Genomic DNA, 19997 nt, shown 5'->3' on the forward strand with positions numbered 1-19997 from the left:
GTTAATTATCTATGTTTACCCAAACATTACCATTTTTATGGCTTTCTACTGCTTTTTCGATAAAATTCATTCCGCGTAAACCATCGTTAATCGTTGGATATTCGCCATCAAAAATTTTTTCACCTAAAATAGCTTTAGCAACACCGTGATAAATATTTCCCATAGAATCGAAAATTCCTTCAGGATGTCCCGGTGGTAATTTGGTTGCTCCTAAAGAAAAGTCACTGTTGTAAGCATGTCCCGGTTTTAGAACTTGTAATGGCTTATTTTCTTCTAAAAAATATAGATAATTAGGATTTTCCTGTTCCCATTTAATACCAGCTTTATCACCATACACTTTTACCGTAAAGTTATTTTCTTCGCCGGTAGCGATCTGGCTTGCTCTAAGCACTCCCTTAATTTGATCTTCAAATCGTAATAGAACTGTACCATCGATATCCATTGAATTATCCTCGTACAGGTAATTGAGATCTGCAAGGATCTTTTTAACCTCCATACCAGTAACATATTCGATCATATCGTAAGCATGTGTACCAATGTCACCAATACAGCAACTGATTCCAGATTTTTCTGGATCTAAGCGCCAAATGTTATTACGCTGTTCTTTATCATGGATGATAGGATTGATCCATCCCTGATAGTACTGAACATCGATCTTCTGAATTTTGCCAAGCTTTCCTGAGGTGATCATTTCTCGCATTTGGCGCACCATTGGGTAGCCAGTATACGTATAAGTGACAGCAAAAACTTTCCCTGCTTTATCTGTAACTTCTTTAAGAATTTGAGCTTTTTTCAAAGTCGTGGTCATTGGTTTTTCACAGATCACGTGAAATCCACCTTCCACGAGCTGTTTTGCCATAGGAAAATGGAGAAAGTTTGGGGTAAGTACTGAAACGACCTGTATTCTATCCTCTTCTGGTAATTTGTTTTCTTGTGCTATAAGATCCTCCAAATTTGAGTAAATGCGATCTGTACCAATACCAAGATCTTCAGCGAATCTTTTACTTTCATCGAAATCTGTATTGAAAGCACCACCTACAACTTCAAACATATCGAACATTGAAGAGGCAACACGGTGCAATACGCCAATTAATGAATCACTACCACCACCAAGGATGCCTAGTTTTATTTTCTTTCCCATTCTATTTTTTAAATTTTATTCTGAATATTCAACTTTTTCATTGCGGAAGAAGATAGAAAAAATGATCATTACCACAAAGGCAAAACCAGCTGGCACGATCCAGATATTTGTCCAGTCATGGCTGCCATCTGCATTAAGATACATATCACTAATTTGTCCTGCTACCCAAAATCCTATCAACATACCAACACCATAAGTAGCCAGAGTGATTAATCCTTGAGCGGCACTTTTAATTTTTGGACCGGCCTTAGAGTCGGTATAAATTTGTCCCGATACAAAGAAGAAATCATAACAAATTCCATGTAATGCAATTCCTAAATAGAGCATTATAATTTTTTCATCTGCGTTTCCATAAGCGAAAAGTAAGTATCGAATCGTCCATGCTAGCATTCCTGCAATAAGGGTTATTTTAAAACCGTATCTTTTAAAGAAGAAAGGAATCAACAATAAGAATAAGGCTTCAGACACCTGCCCAATTGCCATTTTTACCGTAGGAGCTGCCATACCAACTTCAGCTAAAAATGGATTAGCATTTTGATAATAAAATGCTAGAGGAATACAGATTAATATTGAAGATAAAAAGAACATAAAAAAGTTTCGATTTTTAAGTAAACCTATGGCTTCTAAACCCAAAATGTCTTTGATCGTAATTTCTTCTCCTTTACCAGAAGGCGGAGTTTTAGGTAAACTAAAGCTAAAAAGTCCTAAAATAGTTGATGCAATCGCTACCATTAAGAATGTATATTTTAGCATACCTTCAGCTCTTGCTTCCGGGGCGTCCCATGCAAAAACTGTACTGATTACCACTCCAGAAATAATCCAACCAATAGTTCCAAATACTCTAATATTAGAGAATTCTTTAGACGGATCTTTCATTTGCGCAAATGAAATAGAATTTACCAAAGCCAAAGTTGGCATATATAGAATCATATAGCTGAGTACATAGGGATAAAAACTTCCAAAATCTACCGAGCTATACATCAAATACATCAATACAGCCCCCATTATATGAAGCATACCCAAAATTCGTTCAGCATTAAAAAATCTGTCGGCAATTAATCCAATAATAAAAGGAGCAACTATGGCTCCCCAAGATTGTGTAGAAAATGCCATTGCAGTTTCTGCTCCCGTTGCGCTTAAGTTATCGGCCAAAAATGTTCCCAGAGTTACAAACCACCCGCCCCAGATAAAAAATTCTAAAAACATCATTAGGGATAATTGAAATCTTACAAGTTTCTTCATAGCGTGTAGTTCGTTTAAAGTTTTTCAGCTTCTTTGAGTAATAGTTCTTTAGTTTTTAAAATACCTTCTTCTGGTGCCAAACCAGTGCCTTCATATTCTACACCAATCCAACCATTATAACCAGCGTCTTTTACTATTTTCAAGATTCGGCCAATATCCAATGTTGTTTCTTTACCATTTTCATCAAACTCGTAAGTTTTAGCGCTAACGGCCTTTGCGTAAGGCATCATTTCTTCAATTCCTTGATAAGTAGGGTATTCCTCCACACATTCTGCACCCCACATTTCACCGTTTTTTCTACGAAGACAAAAATTGCCAAAATCGGGCAGTGTTCCACAATTAGGAAGATCTACTTCTTCCATAACTTCGGTTAGAAGTTTAGCGTTGCTGGACAAACCACCATGATTTTCGACCAATACATTTATACCTTTAGTTGCAGCATATTCAGATAATTTGGTTAAGCCCTTTACAGCGTTCGTCTTCCAGGCTGCTTCTTGATTGCTTCCAAATAAATTTACTCTAATCGCATGACAACCCAAAATTTGAGCTGCATCTACCCATCTTTTATGATTTTGGATGGCTTCTTCTCTTTTTTCATCTTCTATCGCTGCTAAATCTCCTTCACCATCGACCATTATCAGCACATTTTTAATATCAAATTGCTCACTTTTTGATTTTAAAGTGTCTAAAAGCTTGGTGAAAGCAGCTTCTGGATCTTTAGCATCACGATATTTGCTGAAATAAAGTTGGTTTACATATTCAATACCATCAAATCCTAATCGATTTGCTTTTTCAGCAAAATCAACCGGATCTAATTCGCCACTATGAATTGGCTTTTCCAACGACCACTGAGCTAAACTCAGTTTAAAGAAAGGTTTATTGTTTACAGTAGAATCAATAGGTGTAGAGATTTCATCTTTATTTTTTGCTCCTTTATTTTTACAAGATAGTAGTGATAAATTGAATATAAATACCCCCAAAAGAATTATTTGAAATTTGGAAATTTGACTGTTCATAAATTCTGTTAATATAGTATTGAAAATTATGATATTTATTTTATTTCAGTCATAAATTTATTGTTTTTTTTAAATATGTGAAATTTTAATCAATAATTTATATATTTGAGAAGATTCGATTATCAGATTATTAACCAATAACATTATCGTGAGCAAAAGTTATTATCAAAACGAAACCTACGATGCTATAGTGGTGGGTACAGGAATTAGTGGAGGTTGGGCTGCTAAAGAGTTGTGTGAGAAGGGCTTTAAGACCTTGGTGTTGGAAAGAGGTCGTATGATAGAACATGTAAAAGACTATCCTACGATGAATGATGATCCCTGGGATTACAAATTTAAAGGTCAGCAAACACGAGAAGAAGTTGCACGCCAACAGAAGCAAGCTCGTACTGGTTATTCCACAAATAAAGCAAGTGCACATTGGTTTGTGGATGATATAGATCATCCTTATAACGAAACCAAAAGATTCGATTGGATGCGTGGTTACCATGTTGGAGGTAGATCAATAATGTGGGGGCGTCATAGTTATCGCTTAAGCGATTTGGATTTTGAAGCAAATAAAAAGGAGGGTATTGGTGTAGATTGGCCTATTCGTTATAAAGATATTGCTCCCTGGTATGATTACGTAGAATCTTACATTGGAGTAAGTGGTCGCAAAGAAGGTTTAAGTCAGTTACCAGATGGTAATTTTTTACCTCCTATGGATTTAAATTGTTTAGAGGAACATGTAAGAGATCGAATTGCAGAAAATTTTGAAGGTCGCGTTTTAACTGCAGGCCGGGTGGCACATATTACCGGAGATAAAAAATTTGAAGGCCGATCTAATTGCCAATTTAGAAACCGCTGTATTAGAGGATGTCCTTACGGAGGTTACTTTAGTAGCCCTTCTTCAACTTTACCGGCAGCAAGCAGAACCAATAATATGACATTAAGACCTTATTCTATTGTTAGTGAGGTTTTATACGATCCAGATACCAAGGAAGCGACCGGGGTTAAAGTAATAGATACTGAAACTAAAGAGGAAATGGAATTTAAGGCCAATGTAATTTTTCTTTGTGCCTCGTCGATGGCTTCTACCAGTATCCTAATGCAATCCAGATCTGATAGATTTCCTGATGGTTTAGGAAATGATAGTGGAGAGTTAGGACACAATATTATGGATCACCATTTTCAGGTAGGAGCATCAGGAAAATTTGATGGTTTTAAAGATTCTTATTACAAGGGCAGAAAACCAAACGGAATTTACCTTCCGCGTTTTCGAAACCTAAAAGATAATGAAGGATTAGGTTTTAGTAGAGGCTATGGTTACCAGGGAGGTGCAAGTCGTAATAATTGGCAAGAAACCATTGCAGAATTTGGTTATGGTCAAAAAATGAAAGAAGCAATTACCAAACCGGGAGGATGGACGATGGGCCTTGGTGCTTTTGGTGAATGTTTGCCCTATCACGAAAATAAAATGACATTAAATTACGATAAGCTTGATAAGTGGGGAATCCCTACGATAACTTTCGATGCGGAATTTAAAGATAACGAACTTAAAATGCGCAAAGACATGAAAGAGCAAGCTGTCGCCATGTTGGAAAAATCGGGGTGTTATGATATTTCTCCCTATGATAATTTAGGAGCTCCAGGCTTAGGAATTCATGAAATGGGTACAGCAAGAATGGGCCGTGATCCTAAAACTTCTGTTTTAAACGGAAATAACCAGATACATAATGTCAAAAATGTTTATGTAACCGATGGTGCATTTATGACTTCTTCTGGCTGCCAAAACCCATCATTAACATATATGGCCATGACTGCCAGAGCTGCAGATCATGCTTCCAAAAACTTCAAAAATTCGTCTAACGCATAAACAAAGATCATGAATAGAAGACAGGCCTTAAGAAATATAGGATTGGGAGCTGGAGTGATGGTCGTTGGCCCCAGTACTTTAAGCTTACTGCAAAGTTGTAAAAGCGAACCTTCTTACGACTGGCAGCCTATATATTTAACTGCATCTAATGGATTTATTCTGAAAGAAGTTTTGGAAATTATTTTGCCTAAGACAGATACCGCTGGTGCAAGTGAATTAAATATAGCTGAATTTATCGATTCTTACATGAATGAAGTGGCTCCGGAATCCCAACAGAAAGATTTTAAAAAATCTGCTGATGCTTTTGCCAGTGCTTTTGAAAAACAATTTGATAAAAATCCGGGAAATGGAACTGCAGAAGAATACGATCAAATAATAGCTAAATATTTAAAAGCGACTTCTGAAGAAAAAGAAAGTTTTAGGCCAAAACGAACTACTGAAACTCAAGATCCACAGGATAAAGATCCAGAGGAAGAATTAGAAATGAATCACGATTCTGGTGCTCTGGCATATTTAGAAACTGTAAGAGATATGGGAATCTGGGCGTGGCAAACTAGCGAGCAGATTGGTGAAAACGTACTTTGGTATGACCCAATCCCGGGAAAATATATTCCTTGTGGTCCTGTAGAAGAGCTAGGTGGTGGTAAAGCAATGTCCCTTTAAAATTCAAATTACTTTAATTTAAAATAGATTATAAGTGGAAATTGGGATTAGACTTTAAGAATTCAATTTTTCATATAAATTGATCTAATTACTAATTATCCTGAAAAAGCTGTTTTTTAAAAAGAGACAGCTTTTTTATTACATTTAGATTTTAATCTTTCCTAAAGAAAGAAATTGTTTATAATTCTAAAGTCTAAAAAAATACACTAACAAAGCAATAATTTAATCTTTCTAGCTGATTTTTATAATTATCTCATCAAGGTGAAAATATCAGTTTTCCAGTCGATAGAATTTCCTCCCATTTCAGGATTATGATTAAAAATTTCTAAAACTTGTTCGCTTAAATTGAGTTCCTTGAATTTTGCATAATCCTGAAGTTTATACCAACCATAATGTGTAAAAAGATAATTCCCGTTAAACACCACATGCATCGAATTAAAAGATGGTAGCGTTTTTAACTTGATTTTGTCGGTTTCTGGTAAACCTTCTTTGTTTACGATCGGAAAACAAAAATCAAACTTAATTTCATTGGTTTCTTTATCCCAACTTTTAACTAAAACTCTTGGTTTTGCCGGCATTTTTAGATCGTGTTTTAAAACATAATCTGATAAATAACCAATATTAGTCATCATAAGCATAGCTTTTTGCTGTAGTGGGCCTTTTAAACTCATACAAGCACAATATGTTTTTGGTGCTTTTGCTTTGCCCAAGATTTCGATACTGTAATTGGTTTTGTCGCCTTCTAAAGATTTCCTCAGAATTTCGAGTTCAGCTTTGAGACTGTCCTGTTCTTGATTTTTTCCGTTTAGTAAAGCAAGCCGATTAGAAATTAGATTTCCAGGATGATTTACAACTGCTTTTACTTGATTTACCGAGTCATTTATAGGTATAATATTCCAATCGATTAGCAAGGATTTATCTTCAAAATCGAAATTATGAGTTACACTTTCATTCAATTTTTCCTCAACGATTTCAGAATTATTAAAATGATCATATTTCCAATATTGTATTTTTTCATAAATAATACCGCTTGGAGTATTAGTGGTAAAGGCGATGCTATAATCGTAGGGTTTTACGGCAAAATACCAAATAGAACTTCCAACTAAGCCTACGATTAATAATCCCAAAAGTAATTTCTTCATTGATTAAAGTGCTTTTACGTTGAGAGTTTTTACAACATGCTTTCCAAGATCGATTCCCTGGTCTAATCCATTTTCGATTGCTGCACGATAATGGATGCCGCCATAAAGCCTGCTTAGAGCCGCTTCTTGCGCTGCATTTCTAAACGAAGTGTACTCTCTTTCCGGTAAACCATAGCGGACTTCAGTGTTATCTGAAAACTGAAATTGATTACCAAATAGTTGCGTTAATATTTCTGCTGAAGCTCCACTTACCACAGAATGTCCACTGGTGTACTCAGGGAATGGCGGAGTTTGTAAAACCGGTTTCCACTGGTCGTCGATAAATTTATTAATCATCGTTTCTGGCCGAACCAAATTGCTACGGTATTTTTCGTCCCAACAACTAATAAAAGCATCTGCGATTCCCATGCTTGTTACCGTATAAGCATAAATGGTGTTATCGAAATCGAGATTTGCTTTTTGACTGGCAATTTTTGTAATACCAATCCAGTGACCACCGGGAGTTATTTTTTTTGTTGCAAACATTAAGTGCCCACGCTGCGTGGAAACATAAGGATTACAATCCCAAAACTTAGCGATAGCCATCTCTTCAGATTTGTTACCAGTTTCATCCATTTGGTTCCGTACTTCGTAAACCTCCATCAATTCTTTATAAAAATCAGATCCTTCTTCCATAGAAAATTCGGGAGGAGGTTCTGGTTTAAATTGTGAAGCCGAATCTAAAGTAAACGGCCTAATTTTCATCCAATGTGGCTCAATCCCATCCATATAGGTTGGGGGAGTAGGTTGCCAACGCGAAACATCTTCAGTATTTACTGAAAATTTAGGCATTGTACGCGTTTCTTTATAATTGTCTTTATCAATCCATTTCTTAAAAGCATCAGCCACCTGCATTCCGTAGGTTTTAGAATTTTTAAATATTTCTTCGTTATTTTCTTTCCAGCTTACAAATAAGCTGTCACTGTAATTGGTAATTTCAGCTTCAGAAAAAATAAGCGTTTTACCAATCTCTAACTGAGCGATCAAGGCTGCCATTCTGTAATCGATCGCTTTGTTGGTATCTAAGACAGGGATAGAAATTTCTGCGTTTATAGTTTTTGTAAGCGATTCAAAATTAGGATTATGTTGTGCTACGATCTCATAAGCAGCGAGGTTAGCATAAGAATAAATTCGGCTTGCTACCGGAGGCGAGAAAATATCATGCACCATAATATTGGTGATCTGGTCTAGAGAGGCGTGATAATCTGAAGCACTAATATTTATAGCTTCAACATTGGTGTTCTTATCATCTGCGCAGCTGCTAAGAATCGCAATACTTAATAGAAATATTAGTGCTTTTCTCATGCTTAGTTAATTTTATAAACTTCTGGTTTATTATTGTTGTAAGTGACCAGCAAATATTCGTGATCTTTAAAATTTAAAATATCAATACTAATTACCGCTTTTTGCGTAAAATTAATACCAAGGTCTTTAGCTTCGATATAAGAGTCGACAGATTGCAGAATAATGCCGGCAAATTGATCGAATTTTCCGTGGTATGGTATAGTTCCAAAATAATTACCGCCAATCAACATTTCGGTTTTACCGTCTTTATTAAAATCGTGCTTTAAAAATGCTGTTATTGGCGAAATTTGCAATGGATTTTCAAATGCTTTAAAACTAAAGTTTCCATCATCATTTAAAAGATATCCTGAAGCCAATGTTTCAACCTTTAAGATTTCAGCCTTTTCCAGCTTTTCCGCATCAAAGATCTCCTCGATCGTTTTTCCTGCAAAACTTTTATAATTAGGGAACTTTTTGCGCAGATAAGACAATTGTCCTACCAACATATCTAAACCATTTACAGGATAATATTTACCATTTTTCTCCTGGGCGAGAATAGTCTCGGTGCTTCCATTCTTATCAAAATCAAGATAATACATTTTAAGCGGATTTTCCCTGTTTGCAACCAGTTTTATATTTAATCCCCAGTTTCCCAAAAGGTAATCTTTGTCGCCATCGCCATCGATATCAAACGCAGCGATACTTTGCCATAATCCCTTTAAACCAGCTTCAATTTTATACGGTTTAAACTTTCCATTTTGATTTTCGAAGAATTTTGGTGCCATCCATTCGCCAATTACAATAAGATCGATTTGCCCATCATTATTAAAATCGGTCCAGATCGCATCGGTAACCATTCCTATCTCGCCAAGTTTATTTTCTTTATCAATGCTGAAATTTCCATTCTCATTTTTTAATAAAAATGACTGCGGAATTTTACCAAAATCGTTAGAAACCGCTGCGCAGCCAATAAAAATGTCTAAATCACCGTCATTATCATAATCGGCTGCTTTTACAATGCTTCCATTTTCAAAATACTCAGGAAAATTGTTTTTGCTGAAGTTTCTATTTTTCTGAAGGTATAATCTGTCCAATAAAGCTTTGTTTTCACTGTAATATTCTCCGCCACCAGAAACTACCAACAAATCATTCTCACCATTATTGTCAAAATCTTCGATCACTGCGGAAATATCTTCTGAACGAATATCATTCGCTAAAACCGAAATTGTTTGTTTTTCGAAACCATTTTTAGTTTGAAAATATACAGCCGATTGAGCAAATTTCGCACTTCCGAAGAAGATGTCATCTTTCCCATCGCCATTGATATCTTTTACCACCACCGCGGGACCGCGATCTGAAATTTGATACGGAATCAATTTTTGGCGATCAAAATCCTGATAGCGATTTTCTTTATGCTCATAATCTAAACCGGGTAAAGAATCTACTTTCGTAAACCAGGCTTTTTTCTTCGGAAACAAATGGGCATAATTTACTTTTTTAAGATTTTCAGCTTGGTTTATGTAAAGCGTTTGTCCCAAAGCGATATTCGATAATTTTTGAATTGAATTATCGGGCCATATAATTAAAAGAGAATCTATATTTTTTGAATGCTCAAAACCAAAATGCAACAAAGCTTCAGAAGCTGATTGAAATCCGCGTGTGGTAAATAATTGCTTTACCTGTCGGTTACCATTTTGATAAGCAATAGCTTTACTGCCAATCGCCTGGATATTTGGGTTTTTATACTGCAGTTTTATTTTTATAAAATTCTTATTATTTTCAGTAATACGATTTTCATAAATTCGCGCCGGTGCATTGATATTGTTGACGATAATATCAAGATCGCCGTCGTTATCCAGATCTGCATAAGCCGAGCCGGTACTCATAATACTATCTTTGGATATCCACTTGCCAGAATGATCTTTAAAATGCAGATTTTTATTCCCTTTAAAAATTCGGTTAGCAACCGCGCCAGAAGGCATCATTTCGATCGCTTTTTTATCGATTTTGTTTCCCTTACTTAGCTCTTTTTGAATCTGATTATTCGAAACGTATTTTATATAATCATAGTCGTTTGGACGTTTTGGAATTCCGGTAGAAATAAAAACATCCTGATGTCCATCCAGATCATAATCTGCAAATAGAGCGCTCCAGCTCCAATCTGTAGCGGCCAATCCGCTAATTAATCCCAGATCCTGAAAGTACTCACCACCCTGATTTATTTGCAGCATATTTCGGCTAAACTGCTCGTGATAATGCAGGCGTTCACTTTTCATTTTATGAATATCTGGAGAATCGTCGCCCATGCTCGCTTTGATTATTTTTTCATCATCAGGCAGCATATCTAAAGTTAGAATATCTAAAAATCCATCATTATTTACATCAGCCGCATCGCTGCCCATCGAGAATCTGCTGGTATGCCCAAATTTAGATTTTAAACTTTCAGTAAACCTTCCGTCGCCATTATTCAGGTAATAAAAATCATCTTCGTGAAAATCGTTACTAATATAAATATCTGTAAAACCGTTATTATTAAAATCGGCTGTCGCAATACCTAATCCGTAACCATTTGGCCCACCGAAAATTCCGGCTTCTTCGCTAACATCGGTAAAATGACCGCCATCGTTTCTCAAAAATTTATCGCCGCTTTTTTTGCTTCGTTTTTCTCTGATTTCAGCAGGTCCGTAGGTGTTCACGGTATGCACCGCATGATTCAGTAAATATAGATCAAGATCGCCGTCATTATCATAATCAAAAAAAGCTGCGTTGGTACTATAATTCTGAAAATCTAAACCATATTCTGAAGCTTTTTCAGTAAAAGTTCCATCACCATTATTGATAAAAAGTTCATTTTTTCCTTTTAATCCATTAATACCCACCACCGCACAAACATAAATATCGAGAAAGCCGTCGCCATTAACATCGACGATTGCAACACCCGTATTCCAATCTGAATTGCCAGCAACTCCGGCAGTTTCAGTAATATCTTCAAATTTCAGGTTTCCTTTGTTCAAAAATAATTTATTGGGAACCTGATTTCCTGTAAGAAAAATATCGGGCAAACTATCGTTGTTGATATCACCAATCGCCACGCCGCCACCATTGTAATAATACAGGTAATCTAAAATATTAAGACTATCGGTTTCAGTAAGTGTGTTGCTGAAATCGAGATTGGTGATTTCAGCGTCTAATTCTTTAAATAGGGGAGGAGTGGCGGTTTCCTGAACTTCTTTTTCGCTCTTAGAACAGGCCGCTAAAACAGCAAAAATCAATATGTAGCAAAGATTTTTCATTACTGAAGTTTGTACAATTGCGGTTTCTCGTCGTTGATTCCAACCAATAGGCACTTTTCACCTTTTTTATTTTGAATTATTTTTAGATCCCGAACCTGACCTTTAAAAAATAAGCCCGTTTTTTCTGAAGTTTCAGCTTTAAAGTTGCCATTTCCATCGTTCATTAAAACCAATCCATAATTTGCATCTAATCTGGAAAATTGCGGTTTAAGATCGTAATCATTTCCGGCAATAATAATATCCAGATTACCATCATTATTTATATCCATGGTTTCGATGGCGTGGATAGAACTAAACTGAGCCTGCGCTGGCATCTCCTGAACTTCAAAATTTCCATCGCCTTTATTTATCGCGATAATACTTTTAAAACCGGTAATTTCTTTAACCAATGCTTCATCTAAAACATCTTTTGAAAATAACTGATCTATAGATTTTGTCGCATACTCAGCGAATTTTAGGTTTTGTTTTTTTACTGAAGAAATCTGTCCAGAAAGTTCTCGTCTTAAATGAATAGGAACATCTTTTTCGTTTATTGTTCGGGTAAAAATTTGCTCGGTCGTCCCATTATGATCAAAATCGCTGATGTAAACTTTCACCGGATCTTTTTTACTGGCGTTGTAAAAAGAATTAGTCCCACGATTTCCCAAAATTAGATCTGGTAGACCATCTTTGTTAAGATCTGCAATTTTCATACTATTCCACGCTCCGGCATATTCGCTAAGATTTGAGCTTATTGGACTTAATTTTTTAACCTGAATTTTAAAAATTGTAGGAGCCATCCAATCGCCGATTACAATCAATTCAGCTTTTCCATCATTATCGATATCTGCCCAGGATGCATCGGTGATCATCCCCAGATTATCTAAATTTGAAGTGTCTAAAGAAGTAAACTTGCCATTGCCTTTATTTTTTAATAGTTGATGGCTTGGGTTTATTCCGTAAACTCCAGGAACGCTTCGATATCCAATAAATAGATCGATTTTTCCATCTTTATCAAAATCATTTGCGGCGATAACGGCCGCATTTTGATCATTGATTGGTAATTCTGAATCACTTTTACTGAAATTGCCTTTCCCGTCATTCAAATAAATTCGGGTTTCATATTGTTCTTTTTCAGCATAAATATTATTTCCGCCAGCAATTAAAATTAGATCTTTAAAACCATCATTATCAATATCTTTGAAAATGGCACCGGTCTCTTCAAAAATCTTTGATTCTTCGGTTTCATCTAAAATATTTTTTAAAAATTTACCGCTAGTTTGCTGAATATAAAGTACACCTGACTCATTTCTAGCTCCGGCCACGTAAAAATCATCATTTCCGTCGTTATTTACATCAGCCACAGCGATTGCGGGACCTTCGCGAGAAAGCATTTTATTTATCAAGCCTTCGTAATCGTAATCTATATAGTTGTCTTCTTTATGTGCGGTAAAATCTGTATCGATTTCTTTAAAATATTGGCTGGATTCAATCTTGGGAAGACTAAATTCTTCAGCTTCCTCCTGATCGAAAATAACAAGTTCATTAATGTTAATGTTAGTCTTTATTGAAGCAGTTTTATTTGGCCAGATTACCCGAATTGAATCGATCTTTTGGTGTGTTCCCAATCCAAAAGTGAGGTTGTAATCTGCTGAAGATTGAAAACCACGAGTAGGAATAAGCTGTTGTGTTAATTGATCGTCTTCGGTATAAATTGTCACTTTACTGCCAATGGCAAAGGTGTTTTTATCGTTTCCTTTAAGCTGAATTTTAGTCCAGTTGTGATCATGTTTTTTATCAGTTTCGTTACGATAAACAAATAATTCCATGTTTACATTATTCACGATAAGATCTAGATCACCATCGTTATCCAAGTCGCCATAGGCCGAGCCATTGGAGAAACTTGGTGTGCTAAATCCCCAATCTTCTGTAGTATCGGAAAAACTTAAGTCTGCATTATTTTTAAAAACATAATTAGCAATAAGGGTACTTGGCATTTTATTCAGAATAGAATCGAATTCTTTTTTTTTCCCTGTAATTACCATATCCTGAAGAATATCATTAGCAAAGAAATCCATAAAATCCTGGTTGGTAAGATCGTGATAGATGCCATTGCTCACAAAAATATCTTTATAACCATCATTGTCCATATCGAAGATAAGAGCGCTCCAGCTCCAATCGGTCTGCGCCACACCGCTATAAAAAGCAATCTCAGAAAAGCTATTATTTCCATTATTTAGCTGAAGGCTATTTTGCATGTACTGATGGTAAAAATCACGATCTTCTTTTAATTTATAAAGATCAAAGCGTTCAAATTCGCTGGTGTTTTTTAAGCGTTCATCATTTTCTGGGAGCATATCGGTTACAAAAATTTCGGGTAAACCGTCGTTGTTAATATCTGCCATATCGGCTCCCATGGAAGACAAACTTAAGTGCGCCATCTGATTTTTGATATCTTCGATAAAGGTGCCATCACCATTATTAATGTACAGATAATCACGCTCATAAAAATCGTTAGATACGTAAATATCCGGGAGCATATCACCATTAACGTCACCAATAGTTACCCCAAGGCCAAACCCAATAAGACTTCCATAGATGCCAGCTTCTTCGCTAACATCGGCAAATTTTCCATTATCGTTTCGTAAGAGTTTATCTCCACCGCCTTTAAAAACTTCAGGTAGATTCCAATCTTTACCGCGGAGTTCTCTTTTGTTGTTGTATCCAAGACTGGATACAGGGATAAAGCTATTGTTCAGGATATAGACATCGAGATCGCCATCCAGTTCGTAATCAAAAAATGCAGCGTGAGTAGTGAAGCCGTTTTCATCTAAATTATATTCTGATGCAACTTCACTGAATGTAAGATCATCATTATTGATAAAAAGTTCATTACGGCGATCGTCACCTGAGATGTTGCCAGCGTTAGATACATAAATGTCTAATAGACCGTCACCATTAATATCTACTATGGTAACCCCGGTAGACCATGATCTGATTCCTTGCGTTCCTGAAGATTCAGAAATATCTTTAAATTTAAAGTTTCCCTGATTTAAATAAAGCTTGTTTTTTCCCATGTTCGAAGTAAGATAAACATCAGGAAGACCATCATTATTAATATCACCTATACCAACACCGGCACCGTTATAGAAATTACGATATCTGAAAATATTGAATTCTTTTTCGTTTCTTACCTGATTGATAAAAGAAATACCTGTAGAATCTGCTGGCATTAGAGTAAAAAGAACATCTTTTGGTTCTTTTTTTTTATTTTCTGAAGTTTTATTACAGGAATAGATTAAGGGAAAGAGCAATCCTATAAGAATTATCTTAGCTAAGTTTGAAATTGATGATGAATTATTCATATTGGGGTAAGCTTATTAAATAAGTTTTAAGAGACGTTAAACGCTAAGTAAAAGAGACTTAAGTGACGTTAGGGCGCCTCTTAAGTCTCTTGAAAAGCCTGACTTATCCTAATATCCCGGATTCTGCGTTAAATTTGGATTTGAAGTTAGAGCCACAGAAGGAATAGGGAAAAGCACTCTAAATTCTTCAGTATTGTCTTTAAACTCCCAAGTAGAAGTAAAAGTTCCAAATCTAATTTGGTCCTGTCTTCTCCAGTATTCTGTATATAACTCACGTCCACGCTCATCTAGCATATCCTGCTCGGTTAATGAAGGTAACGGTGTTGCCTGTCTAATGGCACGTAAATTATTCACCATAGTTAACGCATCTTCAGAGCTGGAACCACCTCGCATAATGGCTTCGGCTTTCATTAAATAAGCATCTGCAAACCTAAATACCACTACATGACCAGTATAAGCGCCATTTGAAGGATGATATTTAAGTACACGAATTCCATTTCTTTCGTTGTTTCCTAAAAGTCCTGGGAGATCTTTGGTAAAAACTAATGGATTACCAGCTCTATCCGTAAGCTCGCTACCATCGGCAGCATATTGCTGATTTATAAGAAAACCTTTGCCTATATAAGTACCAGTCGAATTGCCATTTAAAGGTACGTAACCACGTCTTTCTTCCTGTCCAGATCCGGGAGTATTTATGTTTTCATCACCTTCAAATAGATCGTAGAATTCTGCTAAAGTTGAGAACCCATTCCATCCACCAGCGGCATTATCATCTGTTCCTTGCGCATAATGGAGTGTAGACCACATTCGGTTTCCGGCACTAGAAGTTGTATAAAGAATGGTCTCTGTATCATCTGAAGGTTCAAAAATTTCAAAGAAACCTTCCTGAAGTTCAAATCCTTCGCCTATAATGGCATCAACGTGATCTATAACCGCTGTCATGTCTGCCGCTTCAGCAGATGCCGTCGCTAAATAAATATGCTTATTAAGGTATAATTTAGCCAATAAATAATGAGCGGCTGATTTAGAAGCCTGTACTGTACCATTACCAGGTCCTATACTTGGTAAATTTGGCATAGCTTCGTTAAGGTCCTGCATAACAAATTCAAAAGCTTCACTTCTTGTCATTACTCGAGGATTTACATCTGGACCTTCATCAACTTCTCTAAAAGGGACCTGTCCGTAAAGATCCATTATCCAGTACATATGAAAAGCTCTTAAGAATTTTGCTTCTGCGATTTGTTGTGCATTTGCGTCGCTCTCTGGAGCAATTATTTCAGTGAGATTGAATATAGCAGAGTTAAATTCGTTCCATGTATTTAGAACAAAGTTGTGGTTCGCATCCCACGTATGCTGGTGTAAGGTTCTCCAAACCCCGTTATCGCCCCAGTCAGTTCCTCTGGTAGGAATTAATAGCTCGTCTGAAGTACCTTCATTAAGTCCGTATAAATTTTCATGGGTCTCTACATTTGCTCGAAGGCTATTGTAGGCGTTACTTAAAGATCCAGCAACATCAGAAACACCAGTAAAGTCTCCAGTAGTCTGCACCCGCGATACAGAATCTGTGTCTTCTAACTCCAGGTCTGTACACGCGGTAAAAGATCCCAGTGCTCCTAAGAGTATTGAAAGTTTTATAAATCTATTTTTCATAATAATTTTTTAAAATGATACGTTCAACCCAAAAGTGAATGTTCTTGGCTTAGGATAAGCAGTATAATCGATACCGGCAGATGGAATTCCGTTCAATGCTTTGTTAGTATCAACCTCAGGATCTAAACCAGAATAATCTGTGATTACAAATAGATTCTGTCCGTTTAAGTATAATCTTAAAGTCTTGAACATACTATCTTCGTTTAGATCAAAGTTATATCCCAAAGTGGCATTTTGCATTCTTAGAAAATCTCCTTTTTCCAAGAATCTTGTAGAAACATCTGGAGCGTTAGAAGCGGATTCGCCATTATCAACTACATTGCGTGTCACATTACGACCATTATTTAAGGCTCCTTTAGTGAAAAATGCGTTTTCAGTATTATTATAGATATAGTGACCGTACTGTCCTGCCATAAATAGGGAAAGATCCCAGTTTTTATATTCTACTCTTGTGGAAATACCAACATTAGTTGTTGGAAGTGCACTTTTTCCTATAAAAGTTTGAACATCACCATCAGGATAAATACTTTGCCCATTCTCATCAAAACCACCAAATTCTCTTAAGTAGTAGGAGAATAAAGGTTGTCCACCAGCGAGTAATTGAGCAAATGCACCGGTAAGCCCCTGTCCATTAATTTCTCCTGTTCTGTTTTGTCCTGCGTAATCTTCAACCATGTTATCGTTGTAGGCTATATTAAACCCGAAGTTCCAATACCAGTCTTCAGTATTTATTATGTTGTAATCGATAGCAAACTCAACACCTTTATTAATAACATGTGCATCTAAATTTTGATAAACGAATGGTTGAGGTGAAGGTTGCGCAGAGAATACCTGAATAAGTAAATCTGTTGTATTTTTGTAATAAAAGTCTAAAGATCCACTTAATCTATCCTGCATAAAGCCAAAATCTAAACCAAGGTTGGTCTGGCTTGTTTCTTCCCATTGCAAATCTGGGTTGGCAAAGGATACTTGCGTAACACCTGGGCGATTAATATTCCCATTATCCTGAATACCAAATTCGGCATATCGCTCTCTAACAGTATATTGATTATAAGGAATCTCTTGATTTCCTGTGATACCATAACCTAATCTAAGCTTAAGAGTAGAAAAGGCTTCAGGAATAAAGTCTTCTTCTGCCAATTGCCATGCGAAAGCTCCAGATGGGAAAACACCATATTTATTGTTACCTCCAAATCTGGTAGAACCATCAGCTCTTACCGTAGCTGTAAATAAATATTTTCCTGCGAGCTCAAAATTTACTCTAGCAAAATAAGACTGTAGTTCGTCTGTAATATTAAAACTATCATAAGCTACAGAAGTTGGCCCAATACCTGAAGGAGATGTCAAGTCTTCCGTTGCAATGTTTGGGAACAATCTGGTTACAAAGAAACCATTAGGATCGTATCCATATTGTTGGTAAGAACCAGAAATATTATTTCTTAAAATGTTATTTGCATCATTTAAACTACTGGTCATTTCTCCTAAATCTTCGCTCTGGAAACCAAAACCACTTACATTATAACCTTTTCTTTCAAAATCTTGGAAAGAGTATCCAACCAAAGCTTCAAACTTCGAGTTCTCAAACATCTTTTCGTAATTCAAAGTAAATTCCATCAAACGGTTGGTAGCTTCAACTTGATTTAGCGCGCCTCTACCATTATCTGGTACGCCAGATTGAATCCCGGTTAAACCGCCAGATATTGCTGCTTCTCTGTTCGACTCGGAAGTATCATATCCAAAGTTTATTTTAGCATTCAAGCCTTCAATAACTTCATAATCGGCAGAGAAATTTAGAAGCACTCTATCGGTTTCAGATTCATCTGAAAAGTATTTTAATAGTGATAAAGGATTTATAATGCTTCCCTGAGGCTGAAAATCTGGATCTGCTGGGAAAGTGGGATTAGCCTGATAAGCTGCGCCTAATAAATCTCCTTGAAATCCTGCATTATTAGAAATTGGTGCTCTGGTATCATTTACTCTTGATAGCGTAGACTGTAAATTCAATTTTAATTTATCGTCAAATAAACGCTGAGTAATATTGAATCTTCCAGAAAGACGCTCTAAAGCAGAATTTTCTACAATACCTTCTTGATCTGCATAACTTAAAGAAGCGCGATAATTACCACTATTATATGAGTCGGAATACGACAAATTATGAATCTGAGAAAAAGCCGTTCTGGTAATTTCGTCTTGAAAATCTGTATTTGCGCCTTGGTCTAAAATAGCAAGATCTCCACCTAACTCAGATACAGCTTCTAAATACTCATCTCTATCCAATAAATCATACGTATTGGCGGGAGAGGCTAAACTTAAGGTCGTACCATAATCCAGTCTAGACTCAGTTCCTCTACCAGTTTTGGTAGTAATAATTACCACTCCGTTCGCACCACGAGAACCGTAAATTGCGGTAGCAGAAGCATCTTTTAAAACGCTCATACTTTCAATATCTGAAGGATTTAAAAAGTTAAGCGGATTTTTTGCTGAACTTGATCCAAAACCTACATCTTCACCACCAGAAGAAACATCGTTCCCTGCTAATGGCACACCATCTACAACAAATAATGGATTGTTGCCACCTCTTACTGATGAAGTACCACGAATTCTTATGTTCACTCCGCCGCCGGGTTCACCACTAGTTGTTGTAATTTGTAAGCCTGCAGTTTTCCCTTGAATTAACTCTTCGGGTGAAGAAATAACCCCCTGGTTAAAATCCTCTGCAGAAACGGTTGCTACAGCACCAGTTGCGTCTTTAATGGTTGTGGAGCCATAACCAATTACAACAACTTCGCTTAGTGCAGCTGCATCTTCAGATAAAGTTACATTAATTGTTGATCTTCCATTAACAGCAACTTCTTGCTGTGCGTATCCAACAAAACTAAAAACCAATGTTGCATTTTCTGCAACATCCTTTAGGCTATAGTTTCCGTCAAAATCTGTTGTGGTTCCATTGGAGGTACCTTTTACCAGAATGTTTACTCCTGGAATTGGCAGAGAACCATCTGTTACTGTTCCCGAAATCGTTTGCGCTTTTGCAAATGAAAAACAAAGCGACACTAAGAGGAACAGACCTAACCTGAGTAATCCTTTTTTCATAAAAATAATTTTACAATTTGATTAACTAAACCTTATAATTTCCGAATATAAATTTAGTGAAATATTAATCAAAAAATAAAGATTATTTAGTTTTAGACTCAATTCTTTAATTAAAAACTGTAAAAATACTTTTTAAAATGTGAATATGATAATCGTGTTAAATTCACACTTATTCGAAAATCGTAGTATTTATAGGGTTTATGGGGATTTTATTGAAAAATAAATGTATTTAAAA

At 36.1% G+C, this 19997-nt stretch carries 11 protein-coding genes; 2 read left to right on the forward strand and 9 right to left on the reverse strand.

What is annotated here, in order from left to right:
- Position 1: 1 nt before the first annotated feature.
- The 3 genes from PBT91_RS07530 to PBT91_RS07540 are packed head-to-tail and all read right to left on the reverse strand — an operon-like array spanning position 2 to position 3399.
- Positions 2 to 1141 (reverse strand): Gfo/Idh/MocA family protein, encoded by a 1140-nt coding sequence (locus tag PBT91_RS07530; protein WP_270061166.1) that lies wholly within the window; start codon positions 1139 to 1141, stop codon positions 2 to 4.
- A gap of 15 nt (positions 1142 to 1156) precedes the next feature.
- Entirely contained in the window at positions 1157 to 2383 is a 1227-nt protein-coding gene (locus PBT91_RS07535; RefSeq protein ID WP_270061167.1) for a nucleoside permease, read from the reverse strand.
- Between the two features lie 14 nt (positions 2384 to 2397).
- Positions 2398 to 3399: a sugar phosphate isomerase/epimerase family protein gene (locus PBT91_RS07540; RefSeq protein WP_270061168.1), complete on the reverse strand. Its 1002-nt coding sequence runs from the start codon at positions 3397 to 3399 to the stop codon at positions 2398 to 2400.
- A 148-nt stretch (positions 3400 to 3547) separates the two neighbouring features.
- Between PBT91_RS07540 and PBT91_RS07545 the strand changes: the two genes are divergently transcribed.
- Complete coding sequence (locus tag PBT91_RS07545) at positions 3548 to 5254, forward strand: GMC oxidoreductase (protein WP_270061169.1); 1707 nt, start codon at positions 3548 to 3550, stop codon at positions 5252 to 5254.
- A 9-nt stretch (positions 5255 to 5263) separates the two neighbouring features.
- Positions 5264 to 5917 (forward strand): gluconate 2-dehydrogenase subunit 3 family protein, encoded by a 654-nt coding sequence (locus tag PBT91_RS07550; RefSeq protein WP_270061170.1) that lies wholly within the window; start codon positions 5264 to 5266, stop codon positions 5915 to 5917.
- Positions 5918 to 6165: 248 nt separating this feature from the next.
- On the opposite strand, the gene PBT91_RS07555 is transcribed toward PBT91_RS07550, so the two are convergent.
- The 6 genes from PBT91_RS07555 to PBT91_RS07580 all read right to left on the reverse strand — a co-directional run bounded on the left by PBT91_RS07555 (position 6166) and on the right by PBT91_RS07580 (position 19762).
- Positions 6166 to 7059 carry a hypothetical protein gene (locus tag PBT91_RS07555; protein ID WP_270061171.1) on the reverse strand — a complete coding sequence of 298 codons (894 nt, stop codon included), beginning with the start codon at positions 7057 to 7059 and terminating at the stop codon, positions 6166 to 6168.
- A gap of 3 nt (positions 7060 to 7062) precedes the next feature.
- Positions 7063 to 8403, reverse strand: a complete 1341-nt coding sequence (locus tag PBT91_RS07560; RefSeq protein WP_270061172.1) for a vanadium-dependent haloperoxidase — start codon at positions 8401 to 8403, stop codon at positions 7063 to 7065.
- A gap of 2 nt (positions 8404 to 8405) precedes the next feature.
- The gene (locus PBT91_RS07565; RefSeq protein ID WP_270061173.1) at positions 8406 to 11675 is read right to left on the reverse strand and encodes a VCBS repeat-containing protein; all 3270 of its coding nucleotides are present in this window, start codon (positions 11673 to 11675) and stop codon (positions 8406 to 8408) included.
- A complete protein-coding gene (locus PBT91_RS07570) occupies positions 11675 to 15019 on the reverse strand; it encodes a VCBS repeat-containing protein (RefSeq protein ID WP_270061174.1) in 3345 nt (1114 codons plus the stop codon). Before PBT91_RS07570 ends, PBT91_RS07565 begins: the two co-directional genes overlap by 1 nt.
- Positions 15020 to 15127: 108 nt before the next feature.
- A complete protein-coding gene (locus tag PBT91_RS07575) occupies positions 15128 to 16669 on the reverse strand; it encodes a RagB/SusD family nutrient uptake outer membrane protein (RefSeq protein WP_270061175.1) in 1542 nt (513 codons plus the stop codon).
- Between the two features lie 9 nt (positions 16670 to 16678).
- Positions 16679 to 19762, reverse strand: coding sequence for a SusC/RagA family TonB-linked outer membrane protein (locus PBT91_RS07580; RefSeq protein ID WP_270061176.1), 3084 nt, complete (start codon positions 19760 to 19762; stop codon positions 16679 to 16681).
- Between the last annotated feature and the right edge of the window lie 235 nt (positions 19763 to 19997).

The organism is Zunongwangia sp. HGR-M22 (assembly GCF_027594425.1).
In the GTDB taxonomy this organism is placed as follows: Bacteria; Bacteroidota; Bacteroidia; order Flavobacteriales; family Flavobacteriaceae; genus Zunongwangia.

What these genes read in the sequence shown, in the direction of transcription:
- PBT91_RS07580 (WP_270061176.1), bottom strand. Translation starts at nt 19,762, where the DNA reads ATGAAAAAAGGATTACTCAGGTTAGGTCTGTTCCTCTTAGTGTCGCTT.
- PBT91_RS07575 (WP_270061175.1), bottom strand. Translation starts at nt 16,669, where the DNA reads ATGAAAAATAGATTTATAAAACTTTCAATACTCTTAGGAGCACTGGGA.
- PBT91_RS07555 (WP_270061171.1), bottom strand. Translation starts at nt 7,059, where the DNA reads ATGAAGAAATTACTTTTGGGATTATTAATCGTAGGCTTAGTTGGAAGT.
- PBT91_RS07560 (WP_270061172.1), bottom strand. Translation starts at nt 8,403, where the DNA reads ATGAGAAAAGCACTAATATTTCTATTAAGTATTGCGATTCTTAGCAGC.
- PBT91_RS07540 (WP_270061168.1), bottom strand. Translation starts at nt 3,399, where the DNA reads ATGAACAGTCAAATTTCCAAATTTCAAATAATTCTTTTGGGGGTATTT.
- PBT91_RS07530 (WP_270061166.1), bottom strand. Translation starts at nt 1,141, where the DNA reads ATGGGAAAGAAAATAAAACTAGGCATCCTTGGTGGTGGTAGTGATTCA.
- PBT91_RS07535 (WP_270061167.1), bottom strand. Translation starts at nt 2,383, where the DNA reads ATGAAGAAACTTGTAAGATTTCAATTATCCCTAATGATGTTTTTAGAA.
- PBT91_RS07565 (WP_270061173.1), bottom strand. Translation starts at nt 11,675, where the DNA reads ATGAAAAATCTTTGCTACATATTGATTTTTGCTGTTTTAGCGGCCTGT.
- PBT91_RS07570 (WP_270061174.1), bottom strand. Translation starts at nt 15,019, where the DNA reads ATGAATAATTCATCATCAATTTCAAACTTAGCTAAGATAATTCTTATA.
- PBT91_RS07550 (WP_270061170.1), top strand. Translation starts at nt 5,264, where the DNA reads ATGAATAGAAGACAGGCCTTAAGAAATATAGGATTGGGAGCTGGAGTG.